Annotated in this window: 11 protein-coding genes; 4 read left to right on the top strand and 7 right to left on the bottom strand. The window is 68.4% G+C overall.

What is annotated here, in order from left to right; genetic code table 11:
• Window positions 1-132: 132 nt before the first annotated feature.
• Entirely contained in the window at window positions 133-1,224 is a 1,092-nt protein-coding gene (locus ABIB51_RS00670; protein ID WP_354184618.1) for a carbohydrate kinase family protein, read from the bottom strand.
• A 107-nt stretch (window positions 1,225-1,331) separates the two neighbouring features.
• On the opposite strand from ABIB51_RS00670, the gene ABIB51_RS00665 reads away from it, so the two are divergent.
• On the top strand, window positions 1,332-2,861 hold the full coding sequence (locus tag ABIB51_RS00665) for a family 4 glycosyl hydrolase (protein ID WP_354184617.1): 1,530 nt from the start codon (window positions 1,332-1,334) through the stop codon (window positions 2,859-2,861).
• Here ABIB51_RS00665 and ABIB51_RS00660 read toward each other — a convergent pair.
• Window positions 2,806-3,342 carry a GNAT family N-acetyltransferase gene (locus tag ABIB51_RS00660; RefSeq protein WP_354184616.1) on the bottom strand — a complete coding sequence of 179 codons (537 nt, stop codon included), beginning with the start codon at window positions 3,340-3,342 and terminating at the stop codon, window positions 2,806-2,808. The two genes, ABIB51_RS00665 and ABIB51_RS00660, sit on opposite strands and share 56 nt — an antisense overlap.
• Before the next feature lie 121 nt (window positions 3,343-3,463).
• Between ABIB51_RS00660 and mshA the strand changes: the two genes are divergently transcribed.
• The 3 genes from mshA to ABIB51_RS00645 all read left to right on the top strand — a co-directional run bounded on the left by mshA (window position 3,464) and on the right by ABIB51_RS00645 (window position 7,579).
• Complete coding sequence (gene mshA, locus ABIB51_RS00655; protein ID WP_354184615.1) at window positions 3,464-4,750, top strand: D-inositol-3-phosphate glycosyltransferase; 1,287 nt, start codon at window positions 3,464-3,466, stop codon at window positions 4,748-4,750.
• Between the two features lie 59 nt (window positions 4,751-4,809).
• Window positions 4,810-6,495, top strand: coding sequence for a formate--tetrahydrofolate ligase (locus ABIB51_RS00650; RefSeq protein ID WP_354184614.1), 1,686 nt, complete (start codon window positions 4,810-4,812; stop codon window positions 6,493-6,495).
• A gap of 121 nt (window positions 6,496-6,616) precedes the next feature.
• Window positions 6,617-7,579: a DUF559 domain-containing protein gene (locus ABIB51_RS00645; RefSeq protein ID WP_354184613.1), complete on the top strand. Its 963-nt coding sequence runs from the start codon at window positions 6,617-6,619 to the stop codon at window positions 7,577-7,579.
• Between the two features lie 40 nt (window positions 7,580-7,619).
• Here ABIB51_RS00645 and ABIB51_RS00640 read toward each other — a convergent pair whose 3' ends face one another.
• The 5 genes from ABIB51_RS00640 to glgX all read right to left on the bottom strand — a co-directional run bounded on the left by ABIB51_RS00640 (window position 7,620) and on the right by glgX (window position 16,438).
• Window positions 7,620-8,705 carry an inositol-3-phosphate synthase gene (locus ABIB51_RS00640; RefSeq protein WP_354184612.1) on the bottom strand — a complete coding sequence of 362 codons (1,086 nt, stop codon included), beginning with the start codon at window positions 8,703-8,705 and terminating at the stop codon, window positions 7,620-7,622.
• A gap of 183 nt (window positions 8,706-8,888) precedes the next feature.
• On the bottom strand, window positions 8,889-9,926 hold the full coding sequence (gene mgrA / locus ABIB51_RS00635) for an L-glyceraldehyde 3-phosphate reductase (RefSeq protein ID WP_354184611.1): 1,038 nt from the start codon (window positions 9,924-9,926) through the stop codon (window positions 8,889-8,891).
• Between the two features lie 27 nt (window positions 9,927-9,953).
• The gene (gene treZ, locus ABIB51_RS00630) at window positions 9,954-11,726 is read right to left on the bottom strand and encodes a malto-oligosyltrehalose trehalohydrolase (protein WP_354184610.1); all 1,773 of its coding nucleotides are present in this window, start codon (window positions 11,724-11,726) and stop codon (window positions 9,954-9,956) included.
• A 39-nt stretch (window positions 11,727-11,765) separates the two neighbouring features.
• Window positions 11,766-14,099: a malto-oligosyltrehalose synthase gene (treY, locus tag ABIB51_RS00625; protein WP_354184609.1), complete on the bottom strand. Its 2,334-nt coding sequence runs from the start codon at window positions 14,097-14,099 to the stop codon at window positions 11,766-11,768.
• The gene (gene glgX, locus ABIB51_RS00620; protein WP_354184608.1) at window positions 14,096-16,438 is read right to left on the bottom strand and encodes a glycogen debranching protein GlgX; all 2,343 of its coding nucleotides are present in this window, start codon (window positions 16,436-16,438) and stop codon (window positions 14,096-14,098) included. The genes treY and glgX overlap by 4 nt, the downstream gene beginning before the upstream one ends.
• Window positions 16,439-16,489: the final 51 nt, after the last annotated feature.

Genomic DNA, 16,489 nt, shown 5'->3' with positions numbered 1-16,489 from the left:
TGCCCAATCTGCACGCCAAGGACCGGGCACATGGGCATCATGTCCACGCCAGGGACTGAGCAGGGGACATGTCCAATGGCTGCCCGCACGTCATGCGCAGAAAGCCGACCGCAGCGACCTCCGCATGCCCATCTAGGCGTCGGAGAGGTGCGCGATGGTCGCCGTCGCCCGCCGCTGCGCCTCGGCCGGAACGTCCCGGACGATCTCGTCGAGGAAGCAGTACCGGCGCAGCCATTGGCTGCTCTGCCGTTCCTTCCGCGCATTGGCCCGCTGCCACCAGTCGGCAATATCGCCCCAGCCGGGGGCGGCGAGCGATCCGCCGACTTCCTGCACGGCCAGCGCGGCGCAGAGGTTGGCGAAGCGCAGCCTGTCACCTAGGGGCCAGCCCGCCAGGCAGCCGACGATGAAGGCGGCACCGAAGCAGTCCCCGGCGCCGGTCGGGTCGTAGGCGGAGACCGGCAGGGACGGCACCCATTCCTCTTCGCCGGTTTCGGAGTCGACGGCCATGGCGCCCTGCGCACCCAGTGTCACGACGGCCACGGGAACCCGGTCCGCCAGCGAATACAGGGCCGACCACGGGTTGTCCCGCCCGGTGAACGCCATCGCCTCGGCCTGGTTGGGCATAAACGCGTGGAAATACTGCAGGTTGTCCAGCCGGGTCGGCGACCACGCCCCGGTGGGGTCCCAGCCGACGTCGCCGAACAGCCGGACGCCGGCCTTGTGGGCATCGAGGGCCCACGGCTCCAGCTCCTCGTCGAGTTCCGCGACGGCCGCGAGCGCGGGCGGCGGGCAGCCGATCAGCTGGCTGGAGGTCAGCGGCGCAGGGTGGCCGTGCGTGACCATCGAGCGGTCCTGTTCCACGCTCAGGGACACCGTCACGGGCGAGTGCCATCCCGGGATCCGGCGGGAGAGGGAGAGATCCACGTGCTCCTGCGCGGCCAGGATCTTCCAGTTGTAGTCACCGTAGCCGTCATCGCCGAAGGCGGCCGCAAGCCCGGTCCGCAGCCCCAGCCGCGCCGCGGCAATGGCCTGGTTGGCCACCCCGCCGGGGCAGCTGCCCATCCCGTCGCTCCAGATTTCGGTCCCGGCAACAGGCGCATGGGGCAGCCCGGTAAAGATGATGTCCTGGAACACGGTCCCCGTCAGGAGCAGGTCAAAGCCTTCCGCCGCCGGAGTTCGGACGGAGGCAAGCGGGTCGAAGCGCCGCGTCGGAGTCGCGTCCATGTACGGCACATTACGCCGTCCCGGTGCGGCAGGAAAGCCTCCTCCCGCCCCGCGGCGCGGGTGCGAAAACGCGGGTGTGAACAGACACGTGTGAATAGACTGTCCGCATGCGGCTCATGATTGCCGGCGGCGGCGGGTTCCGGGTACCGCTCGTCTACCGGGCGCTACGTTCCGGGCCTTTCGCGGGGCTGGTCCGGGAACTGGTGCTGTACGACGTCGACCCCGGCCGGCTCGCCGCCATCAGCGCCGTGCTGGCATCGCTGCCGGCGCAGGAAGCGCCAGCCGGCGCCTCCCCGGGGAGCGACCTGCGGGGCAACCCGCGAAGCACTCCACGGACCGTGCCGACGGTGCGGGCCACCACGTCCCTGCCTGAGGCCCTCGACGGCACCGACATGGTGTTTGCGGCCATCCGTCCCGGCGGCACCGCCGGCCGGACCGCCGACGAGCGGATCGCCCTCGACCTGGGGCTGCTGGGCCAGGAGACGACCGGCGCCGGCGGCATCTCCTATGCTCTGCGGTCCATCCCCAAAATGCTGGAACTCGCCAGGGAGATGCGGGACCGCTGCCCGGAGGCGTGGCTGCTGAACTTCACGAACCCGGCCGGAATGGTCACCGAGGCCCTGGTCCCGGTGCTCGGCCGCAAGGTGGTCGGCATCTGTGATTCGGCCAGCGGGCTGGTGCACCGTGCAGCCCGGGCCGCCAATGTGGTGCTGCCCGAAGGCCGGCTCGACGGCGTCGGCTACTACGGGCTAAACCACCTCGGCTGGCTCTACCGGCTGGAGTCCGGGGGCCGGGATCTCCTGCCCGGGCTGCTGGCGGACGCCGGCGCGCTCAACAGCTTTGAGGAGGGGCGGCTGTTCCGTCAGCCGTTCCTGGCGCAGCTGGGGTGCCTGCCGAACGAGTACCTGCATTATTACTACGAGGCCGGGCGCGCCCTGGCCGGCATCCGGTCCGCCAACGAGACCCGTGGCGAGTCCATCGACCGGCAGCAGGCGGAGCTCTACCCGCGGCTTGCTGCCGCGGGTGCCGGGGCGTATCCGCTCTGGGATGCCGGCCGCAGGTCCCGCGAGGAAGGATACCTCGCCGAGGCCCGCCCGGCCGGCGAGCGCCGGGAGGAGTCGGACCTTGCCGGCGGCGGCTACGAACGGGTCGCCCTGTCCGTCATGCGTGCCCTGTCGGGCGCCGGCGGGGCGGAACTGATCCTCAACACGCCCAACGCGCTGCCGGGGGCGGGCCCGGCGGACGTTGCAATTCCGGGGCTGCCCCGGGACGCCGTCGTCGAGGTTCCCTGCCGGGTAACGCCCGACGGCGTGATGCCGCTCCCGCAGCAGCGTCCGGCACCAGCGCAGCTGGATCTCATGCAACGGGTCAAGGACGTTGAACGCCTCGTCGTGCTGGCCGCCGGACAGGGGAAAGATGCCGGAACACAGGTCGGGTCCGGGCGCCGTGAGGCGGCTCTGGCGGCCTTCGCCCGGCACCCCCTCATCGACTCCGATGTCCTTGCGGGGAAGCTGCTGGCCGGCTATGAAGCCGCGTTCCCAGAGTTGGACCGGCTCTGGCGGAGCGGAACTAGCGCGCCGCCTACAGCTTGCGGTACATCAGGTGCAGGCCCACGTAGCCAAGCTGCGGGTGGTTGAAGGCTTCCGGGATGGTGGCGAGCACTTCGAAGCCCAGGGACTGCCAGGCAGCCACCGCGCGGACGTTGCTTTCCACCACGGCGTTGAACTGCATCGCCCGGAAACCGGCAGCGCGGGCGGCGTCGAGGGAGTAGGCGCACAGGCCGCGGGCCACGCCCTTGCCGCCGTGGTCCGGGTGGACCATGTACCCGGCGTTGGCGACGTGGCTTCCGCCGCCGCCCTGGTTGGCGTGCAGCTCCCCGGTTCCCAGGACCACGCCGTCGAGGTCGCCGCGGCCCACCGCCACAAAAGTCTGCCCGGGGGCCTGCGTGGACCACCGTTCGCGGGCCTGGTCCACGGTGGTGTCCCGGTCCCAGGTGAAGGTCTCGCCAGCCCTGACGACGGGTTCCAGGATTCCCCAGATGGCCGGCCAGTCCGTTTCGGTTGCCGGGCGGATGTCCCAGTCGCGGGGCCGGGGTCCGGTTTCTGTGCTTGCGTTCACAGCCGCCACGTTAGCAGCAGCGTTGGTCCTGTGAACGTGCCCGCAGTTCAGGAGTAGTGTTTTATCGAATCCACGTTCAGGGGCCTTTCGTGCAAGGCCTTCCAGGGAGGAGAAGAGAGGGATGTCGCTGATCCGCCGTGTCGCCTTCCTGTCCCTTCATACCTCTCCCATGGAGCAGCCCGGTTCCGGCGACGCCGGGGGCATGAACGTGTATATCAGGGCGCTGGCCGCGGCCCTCGCGGAGAACGGCGTCGAGGTGGAGATCTTTACCCGGTCGACCGCCGCCGGGCAGGCCGCCGTCGAACATCCCTCCCCCGGCGTGTGTGTCCACAATGTCATGGCCGGGCCGCGGCGGAAGCTGCCCAAGGAAGAGCTGCCCGAACTGCTGCACAGCATGGTGGCCGAGATCGACAGGATCCGCCAGCTCCAGCCGCACGGCCGGTACGACGTGATCCATTCGCACTATTGGGTGTCCGGTGTCGCCGGCCTGGAACTCGCCACCTTGTGGGGCCTGCCGCTGGTCCACACCATGCACACCATGGCCAAAGTGAAGAACCTGCTGCTGGAATCCGGTGAGCAGCCGGAACCGCGCCGGCGCGAGGACGGCGAGCACCGGATCGTCGACGGCGCCACCCGGCTCATCGCCAACACCGGCACCGAAGCCGCGGAACTCGTCTCCCATTACAACGCGGACAACGACCGGATCGACGTGGCCCCGCCTGGCGTGGACCTGTCAGTGTTCACGCCGGCGTTCCGGAGCCGGTCCCGGGCGGAGCACGGCGTCCCGCCGGGCCGCTTCCATCTGCTCTTCGCCGGGCGGATCCAGCGGCTCAAGGGACCGCAGATCCTGATCAAGGCAGCCGCCCTGCTCCGTACCCGCCGCCCGGACATCGACCTGCAGCTCTCCATTGTGGGCGCCGTCAGCGGAGCCAAGGACTTCGACCTGAAATCCCTGATCAGTTCCGCCGGAATGGACGACGTCGTCAGCCACTATCCGCCGGTCAACGCACCGGAACTCGCCGGCTGGTACCGTTCGGCCGACGTCGTGGTGATGCCCTCCTACAGCGAATCCTTCGGCCTCGTTGCGCTCGAAGCCCAGGCCTGCGGGACGCCGGTGGTCGCCACAAAGGTCGGCGGGCTGTCCCGGGCGATCTTCGACGGGCGGACCGGCCTGCTGGTCGAGGGGCATAAGCCCGGGGACTGGGCCGACGCCCTCGAATCGCTCTACGACGACGCCGCCACCCGCCAGGACATGGGCCGGGCCGCGGCCCTGCACGCCCAGGGCTTCGGCTGGCAGCGCACCGCCGCCATCACGCTGGAGAGCTACCACACCGCGCTGAGCCAGTACTTTGGAAACCTGACCATCCCGGTGGGCCACGCGCCCGCAGCCGGGGCAACAGGCCGGTAACCCCGGGCCTGACACCACTGGCCGGCACACCCACCGACGCCACGAGCCGAAGGACAACGATGTCTGAAACTACGATTCTGAGTGATCTGGAGATCGCCCGGCGGGCCACGATGCAGCCGATCGAAGAGATCGCCGCCGCCGCCGGAATCAATGCCGACGCCCTGGAATTCTACGGGCGCTACAAAGCGAAGATCGACCCGGCGAAGCTGCACGCCCGCACCCGCGCGCCGGGCAAGGTGGTGCTGGTCTCCGCGATGTCCCCCACCCCGGCCGGCGAGGGCAAGTCAACAACCACCGTGGGCCTGGCGGACTCCCTGGCCCGCGCGGGCCACAAGGTGATGATCGCCCTGCGCGAGCCCTCGCTTGGGCCCATCCTGGGCATGAAGGGCGGCGCCACCGGCGGCGGCTACTCCCAGGTGCTGCCGATGGACGAGATCAACCTGCACTTCACCGGCGACTTCCACGCCATCACCTCGGCCAACAACGCCCTCATGGCCCTCGTGGACAACCACATCTTCCAAGGCAACGAACTCAACATCGACCCGCGCAGGATGACCTTCAAGCGGGTGCTGGACATGAACGACCGCTCCCTCCGGGAAGTCGTGATCGGCCTCGGCGGACCGGCACAGGGCACGCCGCGGCAGGACGGCTTCGACATCACCGTGGCGTCCGAGATCATGGCGGTCTTCTGCCTCGCAACGGACCTCGCGGACCTCCGCGAACGGCTCGGCCGGATCACCTTCGGCTACACCTACGACCGCCGGCCCGTCACGGTAGCCGACCTCGGCGTCCAGGGCGCCCTGACCATGCTGCTCAAGGACGCGGTCAAGCCCAACCTCGTGCAGACCATAGCCGGCACGCCCGCGCTGGTCCACGGCGGCCCGTTCGCCAACATCGCCCACGGCTGCAACTCCCTGATCGCCACGCAGACCGCCCGCAGCCTCGCCGACATCGTCGTCACCGAGGCCGGCTTCGGCGCGGACCTGGGTGCCGAAAAGTACATGGACATCAAGGCGAGGGTGGCCGACGTCGCCCCGTCCGCCGTCGTCGTTGTGGCGACCATCCGGGCGCTCAAGATGCACGGCGGCATCGCCAAGGACCAGCTCAGGGAGCCCAACGTGGAGGCGCTGGCCGCCGGCGTCGCCAACCTCCAGCGGCACGTCCGCAACGTCGAGAAGTTCGGCATCACACCCGTGGTGGCGATCAACCAGTTCACCACCGACACCCGGGAGGAGCTCGACTGGCTGCTGGAGTGGTGCGCCGCGGAAGGTGTCCAGGCGGCCGTGGCGAATGTCTGGGGCCGCGGCGGCGGCGGCGACGGCGGGGACGAGCTCGCCGCCAAGGTTGCCGCAGCCATCGATGCGCCGCACACGTTCCGGTACCTCTACCCGCTGGAGATGTCTGTGGAGGACAAGATCCGGACCATCGTGCAGGAGGTGTACGGGGCCGACGGCGTGGACTTCTCCGTGCCGGCGCTCAAGCGGCTCGCGGAGATCGAGAAGAACGGCTGGTCAGGCTTCCCCGTTTGCATGGCGAAGACCCAGTATTCCTTCAGCGACGACGCGAGCCGGCTGGGGGCCCCGAAGGGCTTCACCGTCCATGTGCGCGACCTCATTCCCAAGACCGGCGCCGGCTTTATCGTGGCGCTCACCGGCGCGGTGATGACAATGCCGGGCCTGCCCAAGGTCCCGGCAGCGATGCGGATGGACGTCGACGCCGCCGGCAACCCCGTCGGCCTCTTCTAACTCCCGTTGCGCTATCACTCTGGGTGCCCATTCCGGCCTTTGACCGCTCAGAGTGATAGCGCAACCCGGGGCCTGTGGATATCCGGAGCGGGGACATAGCGTTCGGACCAGAATGGTCCGCATGCACCCACCAGCACCCCTGCCGGCCCACCTTTCCACGGCCCCGTTCACGGTATATGAGGCGCGGGCGGCAAGCCTGGGCGGTGCCCGGCTCCGCTCCTCCGACCTCACGTCGGCGGGCCGGCTGATCCACGTGCCTGCCGGCTGGGAGTTTGAAATCCGCGGGCTGGCCCGTGCCCTGTCCGCCGCGACGCCGGGCGCCTGGATTTCGCACCTCACGGCCGCAGTGCTGCTGGGGCTGTGGCTCCCGTCGTGGTACCGCGGCTGCCGCGAACTGCATCTCAGCAAGCGCCGGGCCCTGCCGCCGGTCCGGCGCGAGGGCGTCGTCGGGCACACCGTGCTGGCGTTCGACGACGAGCTGATGGTCTGGGACGGCATCCGGATTTCAACACCCGCCCGGACCTGGCTGGACCTTGCCCGCATCCTGCCCCTAGAGGATCTTGTGGCGGTGGGCGACCAACTGGTCCGGCAACCCCGCCCCGAGCTGGAGGGCCGCAGGGAGCCGTGGGCAACCCTGTCCCAGCTGACGGCGATGCTGGCGCGGCATCCGAAGCTCAAGGGCATCGTGAAGGCCCGCGAGGCCGCAACACTGATCCGGTCCGGCGCCGACTCGGCCCCGGAGACGTTCCTGCGCCTGGCGCTGGCTGCGGCCGGGCTGCCGGAGCCGGAGCTGCAGCTCCGGATTGTGCCGGGAGAGCCCTACTCCCCCGCCGCGGACCTCGGCTACCGCGGCCAGCGGGTGGCGATCCAGTACGACGGCGGCCACCACCTGACGCGCGAACAGCAGTCCCGGGACAACCGCCGCGACGAATCGTTCAACGCGGCCGGCTGGCGGTACTTCAAGTTCAACGCCGACGATCTGGCAGATGACTTCCGCGGCGCGGCCCAAAGAGTCCGGTCAGCCCTCCGCCCCCGTCAAACGCCGGTTGCCCTATCACTTGCAGCGGCCAAACCAGAGGTTTAAGGACCGTAAGTGATAGGGCAACCGGCGGGCGGGGAAGCGTTTAGCGCTCGAGATCCCCGCGGATGAAGGCCTCGACCTTTTCCCGGGCGAGGTCGTCGTTGAACTGCTCCGGCGGGGACTTCATGAAGTAGCTCGACGCCGAGAGCAGCGGGCCGCCGATGCCGCGGTCCAGGCCGATCTTGGCGGCACGGATGGCATCGATGATCACGCCGGCGGAGTTGGGCGAGTCCCAGACCTCAAGCTTGTATTCCAGCGACACCGGGGCGTCGCCGAAGTTGCGGCCTTCGAGGCGGACGAAGGCCCACTTGCGGTCATCGAGCCACTGTACGTAGTCCGACGGGCCGATGTGGACGTCCTTGGCGGCGAGCACGGCCTCGACGTTGGAGGTCACGGCCTGGGTCTTGGAGATCTTCTTGGACTCGAGGCGGTCGCGCTCCAGCATGTTCTTGAAGTCCATGTTGCCGCCGACGTTCAGCTGGTAGGTGCGGTCCAGGGTGACGCCGCGGTCCTCGAACAGCTTGGCCATGACACGGTGCGTGATGGTGGCACCAATCTGGCTCTTGATGTCATCGCCCACGATCGGCACGCCGGCAGCCGTGAACTTGTCCGCCCAGGCCTTGGTACCGGCGATGAAGACGGGCAGCGCGTTGACGAATCCCACGCCGGCGTCGATCGCGCACTGGGCGTAGAACTCGGCGGCTTCCTGGGAACCGACGGGCAGGTAGCAGACCATGACGTCGACCCGGGCGTCCTTGAGCGCCTGGACGACGTCCACGGGCTCTTCCGAGGACTGCTCGATCGTCTCGAGGTAGTACTTGCCGAGCCCGTCCAGGGTCGGTCCGCGCTGGACGGTGACGCCGGTCGGCGGGACATCGGCGATCTTGATGGTGTTGTTCTCGCTGGCCAGAATGGCGGCGGACAGGTCCTGGCCGACCTTCTTGGCGTCGACGTCGAACGCGGCCACAAACTGCACGTCGTTGACGTGGTACTTGCCGAACTCCACGTGCATCAGACCCGGGATCGTGGCCTGGGGGTCGGCATCCTGGTAGTACTGGACGCCCTGGACCAGCGAAGCGGCACAGTTACCTACGCCGACGATTGCAACACGAATCGGATTTGAAGACACGGAACTCCTTTTGAGAACAAACTTCATGTGCCCGGCGCGGACGCACGCTGATGTGCGACCGCGGCAGGCGGGCACGGCGCCATACGGCGCCCTTAGCATTCTAAGACAACAGTGCCGGGGCCGCGGTTGTTCCCCGGCGGCCCCGGCGCGTCTGTCGAGCGGCTCTCTTACCCGCGGCTCAGGCTACTTCTGGGCCCACAGGTTGATGTCGGATTCGACGGCGAACTCATCGATCGCGGCGGTCTCATCGGCCGTGAAATCCAGGTTGTTGATCGCAGACAGGGTGTCCTCGAGCTGCCGGACGCTGGACGCACCGACCAGCGCCGACGTCACGGACGAGCCCTTGCCCTGCGTGCGGAGGATCCAGGCGATGGCCATCTGCGCGAGTGTCTGCCCGCGGCCTTCGGCGATCCGGCTCAGCCCGCGGACGCGGTCCAGTTTGTCCTCGGTGATCATGCCTTCGTCCAGAGACTTGTCCTGGGCGGCGCGGGAGTCTGCCGGAATGCCCTTGAGGTAGCGGTCCGTGAGCATGCCCTGCGCCAGCGGGGAGAAAGCGATGGACCCTGCACCCACCTGCTCGAGGGCCTCGAAGAGGTTGGGGCTGCCGTTCTCGGTCCAGCGGTTCAGCATCGAGTAGCTGGGCTGGTGGATCAGCAGCGGGGTGCCGAGCTCCTTGAGGATCCCCGCCGCCTCGATGGTCTGTTCCGGGGTGTAGGACGAAATGCCGGCGTAAAGCGCCTTGCCAGAGCGCACGGCGTGGTCCAGGGCGCCCATGGTCTCTTCCATCGGCGTCTCGGGGTCCGGACGGTGGCTGTAGAAGATGTCCACGTAGTCCAGGCCCATCCGGCCCAGGGACTGGTCCAGGCTGGCCAGCAGGTACTTGCGGGAGCCGAAGTTGCCGTAGGGGCCCGGCCACATGTCGTAGCCTGCCTTGCTGGAGATGACCAGTTCGTCGCGGTACGGCCTGAAGTCGTCCTTGAAGTGACGGCCGAAGTTGGTCTCCGCAGCGCCATAGGGCGGGCCGTAATTGTTGGCGAGGTCGAAGTGGGTGACGCCGAGATCGAACGCGCGGCGCAGGATGGCCCGCTGCGTCTCGAAGGGCTTGTCATCGCCGAAGTTGTGCCACAGGCCCAGCGAAATGGCCGGGAGCTTCAGGCCGCTGCGTCCCACGCGGCGGTAAGGCATGGAATCATATCGGCTATCAGCCGCAACATAGGTCATACGTACTATCCTGTCCTTTTCGAACACTTATTCGGAAACAATGGCTGCACTGTGTCGGGGAAGGTCGAGATGTCCGGCGGACACGGAGTCCGGCAAAACGGCGTCGTCCGTGGCCAGCAGCAGCGAGGTGCCGCGGACGGCGACCCGGCGCGGCTCGGCGGAGAAGTTCATCGCTACCTGGACCCGGCCGCGGCGCAGTACCAGCCAGCCTTCCGTTTCGCTGAAGTCCACAGCGGTGTCCTCGAAGCCGGGATCGACGAGCTCCGGCGTCGAGCGGCGCAGCGCGATCAGGGCCCGGTAGAGCTCCAGCAGGCGGGCATGCTCCCCTTCCGCGGCTTCGGACCAGTCGAGCTTGGACCGGGTGAACGTCTCCGGATCCTGCGGATCGGGTACGACGGCGGGGTCCCAGCCCATCCGTTCGAATTCTCTGATCCGGCCCTCGGCGGTGGCCTTGCCGAGTTCCGGCTCCGGGTGCGAGGTGAAGAACTGCCACGGCGTCGTCGCACCGTATTCCTCGCCCATGAACAGCATCGGCGTAAACGGCGACGTCAGGGTGGCGACGGCGGCGAGCGCCAGCTGCCCGTACGACAGCGACTGGGACAGTCTGTCACCGGTGGCCCGGTTGCCGATCTGGTCGTGGTTCTGGCTGCACACCACAAGGGCCGAGGGGTGGACCAGGGCGCTGTTGATGGGCCGGCCGTGATGCCGTTCCCGGAAGCTCGAGTAGCTGCCGTCGTGGAAGAACCCCGAGCGCAGGACCTTCGCCAGCGACTCCAGCGATTCGAAGTCCTCGTAGTAGCCCGTAGCCTCGCCGCTGACATTGACGTGGACGGCATGGTGGAAGTCATCGCTCCACTGCCCGGCCAGGCCGTAGCCGTTAAGGTCCCGCGGGTAGAGCAGGCGCGGATCGTTCAGGTCGGATTCGGCCACCATGGTGGCCGGGCGCCCGGTCTCGGCGGAGATTTCGTCCGCGAGCGCGCCGAATTCCTCCAGCAGGTGGACCGCCCGCTCGTCCTTGAAGGCATGCACGGCATCGAGGCGCAGCCCGTCCACGTGGTAGTCCCGCAGCCACATGGCGGCGTTGTCCAGGATGTAGCGACGCACCACATCGGAGCCGGGGCCGTCGAGGTTGACGGAGTCGCCCCAGGTGTTGCCCTCCCCCGATTTGAGGTACGGCCCGAAGCGCGGGAGGTAGTTCCCGCTGGGGCCGAGGTGGTTGTAGACGACGTCCTGGATGACGCCCAGGCCGGCGGCGTGGGCGGCGTCGACGAAGCGCTGGTACGCGGCGGGCCCGCCGTAGCCCTCGTGGACGGCGTACCAGAGCACGCCGTCGTACCCCCAGTTGTGGGTGCCGTTGAAACCGTTGACCGGGAGCAGTTCCACGAATTCGACGCCGAGATCCGCGAGGTAGCCGAGCTTCCCGGCGGCCGCGTCCAGGGTGCCTTCGGGGGTGAAGGTGCCCAGGTGCAGCTCGTAAATCACGGCGCCCTGCAGCCCGCGGCCCTCCCACTGCCCCTCCGACCATTGGTGGCCGGCGGGGTCGAAGGTCCGCGACAGGGAGTGGACGCCTTCGGGCTGGCGCCGCGACCGCGGGTCCGGCAGTGGAATGGTGTCCCCGTCGAGGAGATAGCCGTAGTCCACCTCGCCTGCGGCGGGAGCGTCGGCGGCTGTCCACCAGCCGTCGCGCGCCCCGCCGCTGCGGTCCATCGGGTACTTCCGGCCGTCGGCGAGCAGCGTGACCGCCTGCGCTTCGGGCGCCCAGAGATCGAAGCGTTCGCTTCCGTGTGCAGGCAAGGTCATGGCATTCTTCCGTTCCCCATGTCGGTATTCAAGGAGTGCTTAGGCGGTCGGCACCAGGAGTGCGACCGGGTAGTCGTGCAGGATGTCGGCCACGCGCACGTCGCCCGGACCGAAGATACTGCCCGTCAGTTCATCGGCCATGGTGTCGGCCAGGCTGATGGCAGTGTCCTGCCAGCCGCCGTTGCGCTCCAGTCCGCGGGGCAGCCGGGTCGCGAGCGTGAGCGCCCCCATCGGGCCGTCACCCCGGCTGAAGGCCAGCAGGTGACCTGCCGCCGTGCCGGTGGCCGCAACCGGCGCGTAGCCGGTGAACAGTTCCGGCCGGTCCCGGCGCAGGCGCAGCGCCCGCGAGGTCACCAGCAGCTTCGCGGTGTCGTCGAGGTACGACGCCGGCCGCTCGCCGGCGTCGAGCGCGGCGAGGGCGCGCGTCCGGGCGTCGAAGCTGAACGGCCGGCGGTTGTCCGGATCGGTCAGCGACCGGTCCCAGAATTCCGTGCCCTGGTAAACGTCCGGGACCCCGGGCATGGTCAGCTGGACCAGCTTGGCGCCGAGCGAATTGGCGGCTCCGTACGGTTCCAGCAGCGCCACCAGCGCCTCCAGCTCCGCGCGGACCTCGGCGTTGTCGAAGGCGGCGTCGACGGCGGCGGAGAGCTTGACCTCGAAGTCCGCGTCAGGGTCCGTCCAGTTGGTCGAGTTGCCGGCCTCGCGGGCGGCCTTCTGCGCGTAGGACTGCAGCCGATCACGGTCCGCGGGCCACGCGCCGGCAATGGCCTGCCACAGCAGATTCGCGAGCGGGCCGTCCGGCAACGGCGCGAGTTCCTGCAGCCGGGCCAGGGAGGCTTTCCATTCCGGCGCCAGCTCCGCGAGCACCGAAATCCGGGCGCGGGTGTCCTCGCTGCGTTTTGTGTCGTGGGTGCTGAGCGTGGTCATGGACAGCGGCTGCCCGGCCTGGCGGCGGGCCATCCGGGCATGGAATTCCGCCGGTGCCACGGCGAACTCCGTGGGATCCGCCCCGACTTCGGTCAGTGTGCCCAGCCGGGTGTAGCGGAAGAACGCGGTGTCCTCCACCCCCTTGGCCATCACCATGCCGGAGGTCTGCTGGAAACGGCGCCCCAGCTCCGCGCCGGCTTCAGGACCAGCATCCAGGAGCAGCGGCAGGAGGACGCCGACAGCGCCTTCGAGTTCAGGGCGGCGGCGGACCGCGAGTTCACAGGCTTCCTTGAGGACGTCTGCACCCTCCGGGAGGTAGCTGCGGTAAACGGGGAACGCGGCGATGATTTCGGACAGCGCGTCGGCAGCCGCCTCGAGCGTGACACCGGCGCCGGCCGGCACCAGCCGGGCCAGCCGGAGCATCTCGGAATGCAGGATCCCGTCGGTGATCCTTCGCTTGGTGCCGTGGATCATATCCTCGTAGTCCGCGGGGCCGCCGCGAAGCTCGGTGTCCAGTGCGTCCAGTCCGCCCTGGCCGGCGGGGTCGATGAAGACCCGGTCCACGTCCGCCAGTGCGTCGTAGCCGGTGGTGCCCTCGCATTCGAAGCCGGCCGGGAGTACTTCCCCGGGCTCGAGGATCTTCTCGATGAGGAGGTAGCTCCCGCCGGTGACGTCCCGGAGGCGGCGCAGGTAGCCCTCCGGATCGGCCAGGCCGTCGGGATGGTCGATCCGCAGACCGTCCACGAGCCCCTCACGGAACCAGCGCACAATCTCCTCGTGGGCCTCGTCGAAGACCTCTGGGGTCTCGACCCGGATGCCGGCCAGGCTGTTGACCGCGAAGAACCGCCGGTAGTTCAGCCCGTTGTCTGCCCGGCGCCAGCCGATCAGCTCATAGTGCTGCCGGTCATGGACCTCGCGGGGATCGTCGGCAGTGGAGTCACCTGCGGTATAGGTGCCCTCGGCTAGCGGGAAGCGGTGGTCGTAGTACCGCAGCTCCCCGTCCCGGACCTCCAGTGCGTCAAGGTCGGAGTCCTCGCCCAGCACGGGGATCCGGATGCGTCCGCCGCCAAAGTCCCAGTCGACGTCGAACGCCGGAGCGTAGCGGGACCGCTGCCCCTCCTGAAGGAGCGACCACCACCACGGGTTCTGGGCGGGTGTGGCCACCCCGACGTGGTTGGGCACGATGTCGACGAGCACACCCATGCCGGCCTCCCGGGCGGCCCGGGAGGCTGCGATGAGCCCCTCCGCGCCGCCCCGGTCGGGGTCGACGGCGGAGGGGTCGGTGACGTCGTAGCCGTGGTCCGAGCCCTTCTCCGCCGTCAGGATGGGTGAAAGGTAGATCCAGTCCACGCCCAGCGACTTCAGGTAGGGCACCGTCTCAGCGGCATCCTGAAGGGTGAAGCCTGACCGGATCTGCAGCCGGTAGGTGGATGCGGGGGTCCTCATGAAGCGGGCCCCTTCGAGTCCTTCGGCTTCCCGGCCGCCTTTTTCCGGTTGGTGCCCTTGGCGGCAGTGCCTTTGGCAGCGCGCTTCGCGGCAGCGTCCTTGGCGGCGGCTTCCGCGGCGGCAGCCGCGGCCTCCTCCTCGGCGGCGGCGGAAGCCGCTGCCGTGCCCTCTTCCTCGTGCTCGGCCATCGCGGCCAGGGACGCGGCTGCGGAGTAGTCCACTTCCACCTCGGGGCCGGAGTGGGCCCGGAGCACCACCATCGACTTGGCCGCCAGCTTCACCACCGAGCCAGCCTTGAGCGGTTCCTCGGTGTCGGTCTGGTCCGCGGTGTCCACCAGGACGTCCCAGAACCGTGAGTACTCATCGGCCGGCAGCGCAAAGTCCACGTCGTCGTCGTGGGCGTTGAAGGCAAGCAGGAAACTGTCGTCGGTGATCCGGCGCCCGCGGGAATCCTGTTCCTGGATGCCGTGCCCGTTGTAGAACACGCCGATGGTCCGGCCGAAGCCGCTGTCCCAGTCCTCGGGCAGCATTTCGGTGCCGTCCGTCTTCAGCCAGACGATGTCCGGCAGCTTCTCGCCCTCGCCACGGCGCACCGGGCGGCCGTCAAAGAAGCGGCTGCGCCGGAAGGTCGGGTGGTCGTGGCGGATCTTGTTGACGACGGCGGTGAACTCGACCAGCGGCTGGTCCATCGCGTCCCAGTGGATCCAGCTCAGCTCGGAGTCCTGGCAGTAGGTGTTGTTGTTGCCCTGCTGTGTGCGGCCGAGCTCGTCGCCGTGCAGGAGCATGGGGACACCCTGCGAGAGCAGAAGGGTGGCGATGAAGTTGCGCTGCTGGCGGGCGCGGAGGGTCGCCACGTGGTCGTTGTCCGTGTCCCCTTCCTCGCCGCAGTTCCAAGAGCGGTTGTGGGATTCGCCGTCGTTGTTGCCCTCGCCGTTGGCGTCGTTGTGCTTCTCGTTGTAGGACACGAGGTCGCGCATCGTGAAGCCGTCGTGGGCCGTGACGAAGTTGATCGACGCCACCGGGCGCCGCGCAGAGCTTTCGTACAGGTCCGCCGAGCCGGTCAGGCGGGAGGCGAATTCGCCGAGGGTCGAGGGCTCGCCGCGCCAGAAGTCGCGGACCGTGTCGCGGTACTTGCCGTTCCACTCGGTCCACTGCGGCGGGAAGTTGCCCACCTGGTAGCCGCCCGGGCCGATGTCCCACGGCTCGGCGATCAGCTTGACCTGCGAGACGATCGGGTCCTGCTGGATGAGTTCGAAGAAGGTGGACAGCTTGTCGACGTCGTAGAACTCACGGGCCAGCGTGGAGGCGAGGTCGAAGCGGAAGCCGTCGACGTGCATTTCCGTCACCCAGTAGCGCAGGGAGTCCATCAGCAGCTGCAGGGAGTGCGGGTGCCGGACGTTGAGGGAGTTTCCGGTGCCGGTGTAGTCCATGTAGTGCTTCAGGTCATCGTCCACCAGCCGGTAGTACGCCTGGTTGTCGATGCCCTTGAAGGACAGCGTGGGGCCGAGGTGGTTGCCTTCCGCGGTGTGGTTGTAGACCACGTCCAGGATTACCTCAATCCCGGCCTTGTGCAGCTCGCGGACCATCGCCTTGAACTCCTGGACCTGGTGCCCGACGTCGCCCGACGAGCTGTAGGTGTTCTGCGGTGCGAAGAAGCCGATGGTGTTGTAGCCCCAGTAGTTGGTGAGGCCCTTCTCCTCGAGCGTGCCGTCGTTGACGAACTGGTGGACGGGCATGAGTTCGATCGCGGTGACGCCGAGCTTCTTCAGGTGCTCAATCACGGCCGGGTGCGACACGCCCGCGTAGGTGCCACGCTGTTCTTCGGGAATTTCCGGGTGGAGCTCGGTCAGGCCCTTGACGTGGGCCTCGTAGATGACCGACTGGTGGTACGGGATCCGCAGCTGGCGGTCACCGTCCCACTCGAAGAACGGGTTGATGACCACGCCGTGCATGGTGTGCGGCGCCGAGTCGCTGTTATTGCGCGAGTCGGGGTCGCCGAATTCGTAGGTGAAGAGCGCCGGGTCCCAGTCGATCTGGCCTTGGACGGCCTTCGCGTACGGGTCCATCAGCAGCTTGTTGGCGTTGAAGCGGTTGCCATTCTCGGGTTCGTACGGGCCGTGGACCCGGTAGCCGTACTTCTGCCCCGGCTGGATGTGCGGCAGGTAGCAATGCCACACATAGCCGTCGATCTCGGTCAGCTCGATCCGGGTCTCGGTCAGGTCGTCGGCGAGCAGACAAAGCTCCACCCGTTCGGCGCGTTCGCTGAACAGGGCAAAGTTGGTGCCGGTGCCGTCAAAGGTGGCTCCCAGCGGATAAGCCGTTCCGGGCCAGACTTCCATGTGTTCTCCTCGTGCGATGCGGGCAATGCTCTAGTCAGCCTACTGGTAAGT

Source organism: Arthrobacter sp. UYCu712, assembly GCF_040547005.1.
GTDB lineage: Bacteria > Actinomycetota > Actinomycetes > Actinomycetales > Micrococcaceae > Arthrobacter.
This window is presented reverse-complemented; position numbering and strand designations above follow the sequence as displayed.

What these genes read in the sequence shown, in the direction of transcription:
- ABIB51_RS00665 (WP_354184617.1), top strand. Translation starts at nt 1,332, where the DNA reads ATGCGGCTCATGATTGCCGGCGGCGGCGGGTTCCGGGTACCGCTCGTC.
- ABIB51_RS00645 (WP_354184613.1), top strand. Translation starts at nt 6,617, where the DNA reads ATGCACCCACCAGCACCCCTGCCGGCCCACCTTTCCACGGCCCCGTTC.
- treZ (WP_354184610.1), bottom strand. Translation starts at nt 11,726, where the DNA reads ATGACCTTGCCTGCACACGGAAGCGAACGCTTCGATCTCTGGGCGCCC.
- mshA (WP_354184615.1), top strand. Translation starts at nt 3,464, where the DNA reads ATGTCGCTGATCCGCCGTGTCGCCTTCCTGTCCCTTCATACCTCTCCC.
- mgrA (WP_354184611.1), bottom strand. Translation starts at nt 9,926, where the DNA reads ATGACCTATGTTGCGGCTGATAGCCGATATGATTCCATGCCTTACCGC.
- treY (WP_354184609.1), bottom strand. Translation starts at nt 14,099, where the DNA reads ATGAGGACCCCCGCATCCACCTACCGGCTGCAGATCCGGTCAGGCTTC.
- ABIB51_RS00670 (WP_354184618.1), bottom strand. Translation starts at nt 1,224, where the DNA reads ATGGACGCGACTCCGACGCGGCGCTTCGACCCGCTTGCCTCCGTCCGA.
- ABIB51_RS00650 (WP_354184614.1), top strand. Translation starts at nt 4,810, where the DNA reads ATGTCTGAAACTACGATTCTGAGTGATCTGGAGATCGCCCGGCGGGCC.
- glgX (WP_354184608.1), bottom strand. Translation starts at nt 16,438, where the DNA reads ATGGAAGTCTGGCCCGGAACGGCTTATCCGCTGGGAGCCACCTTTGAC.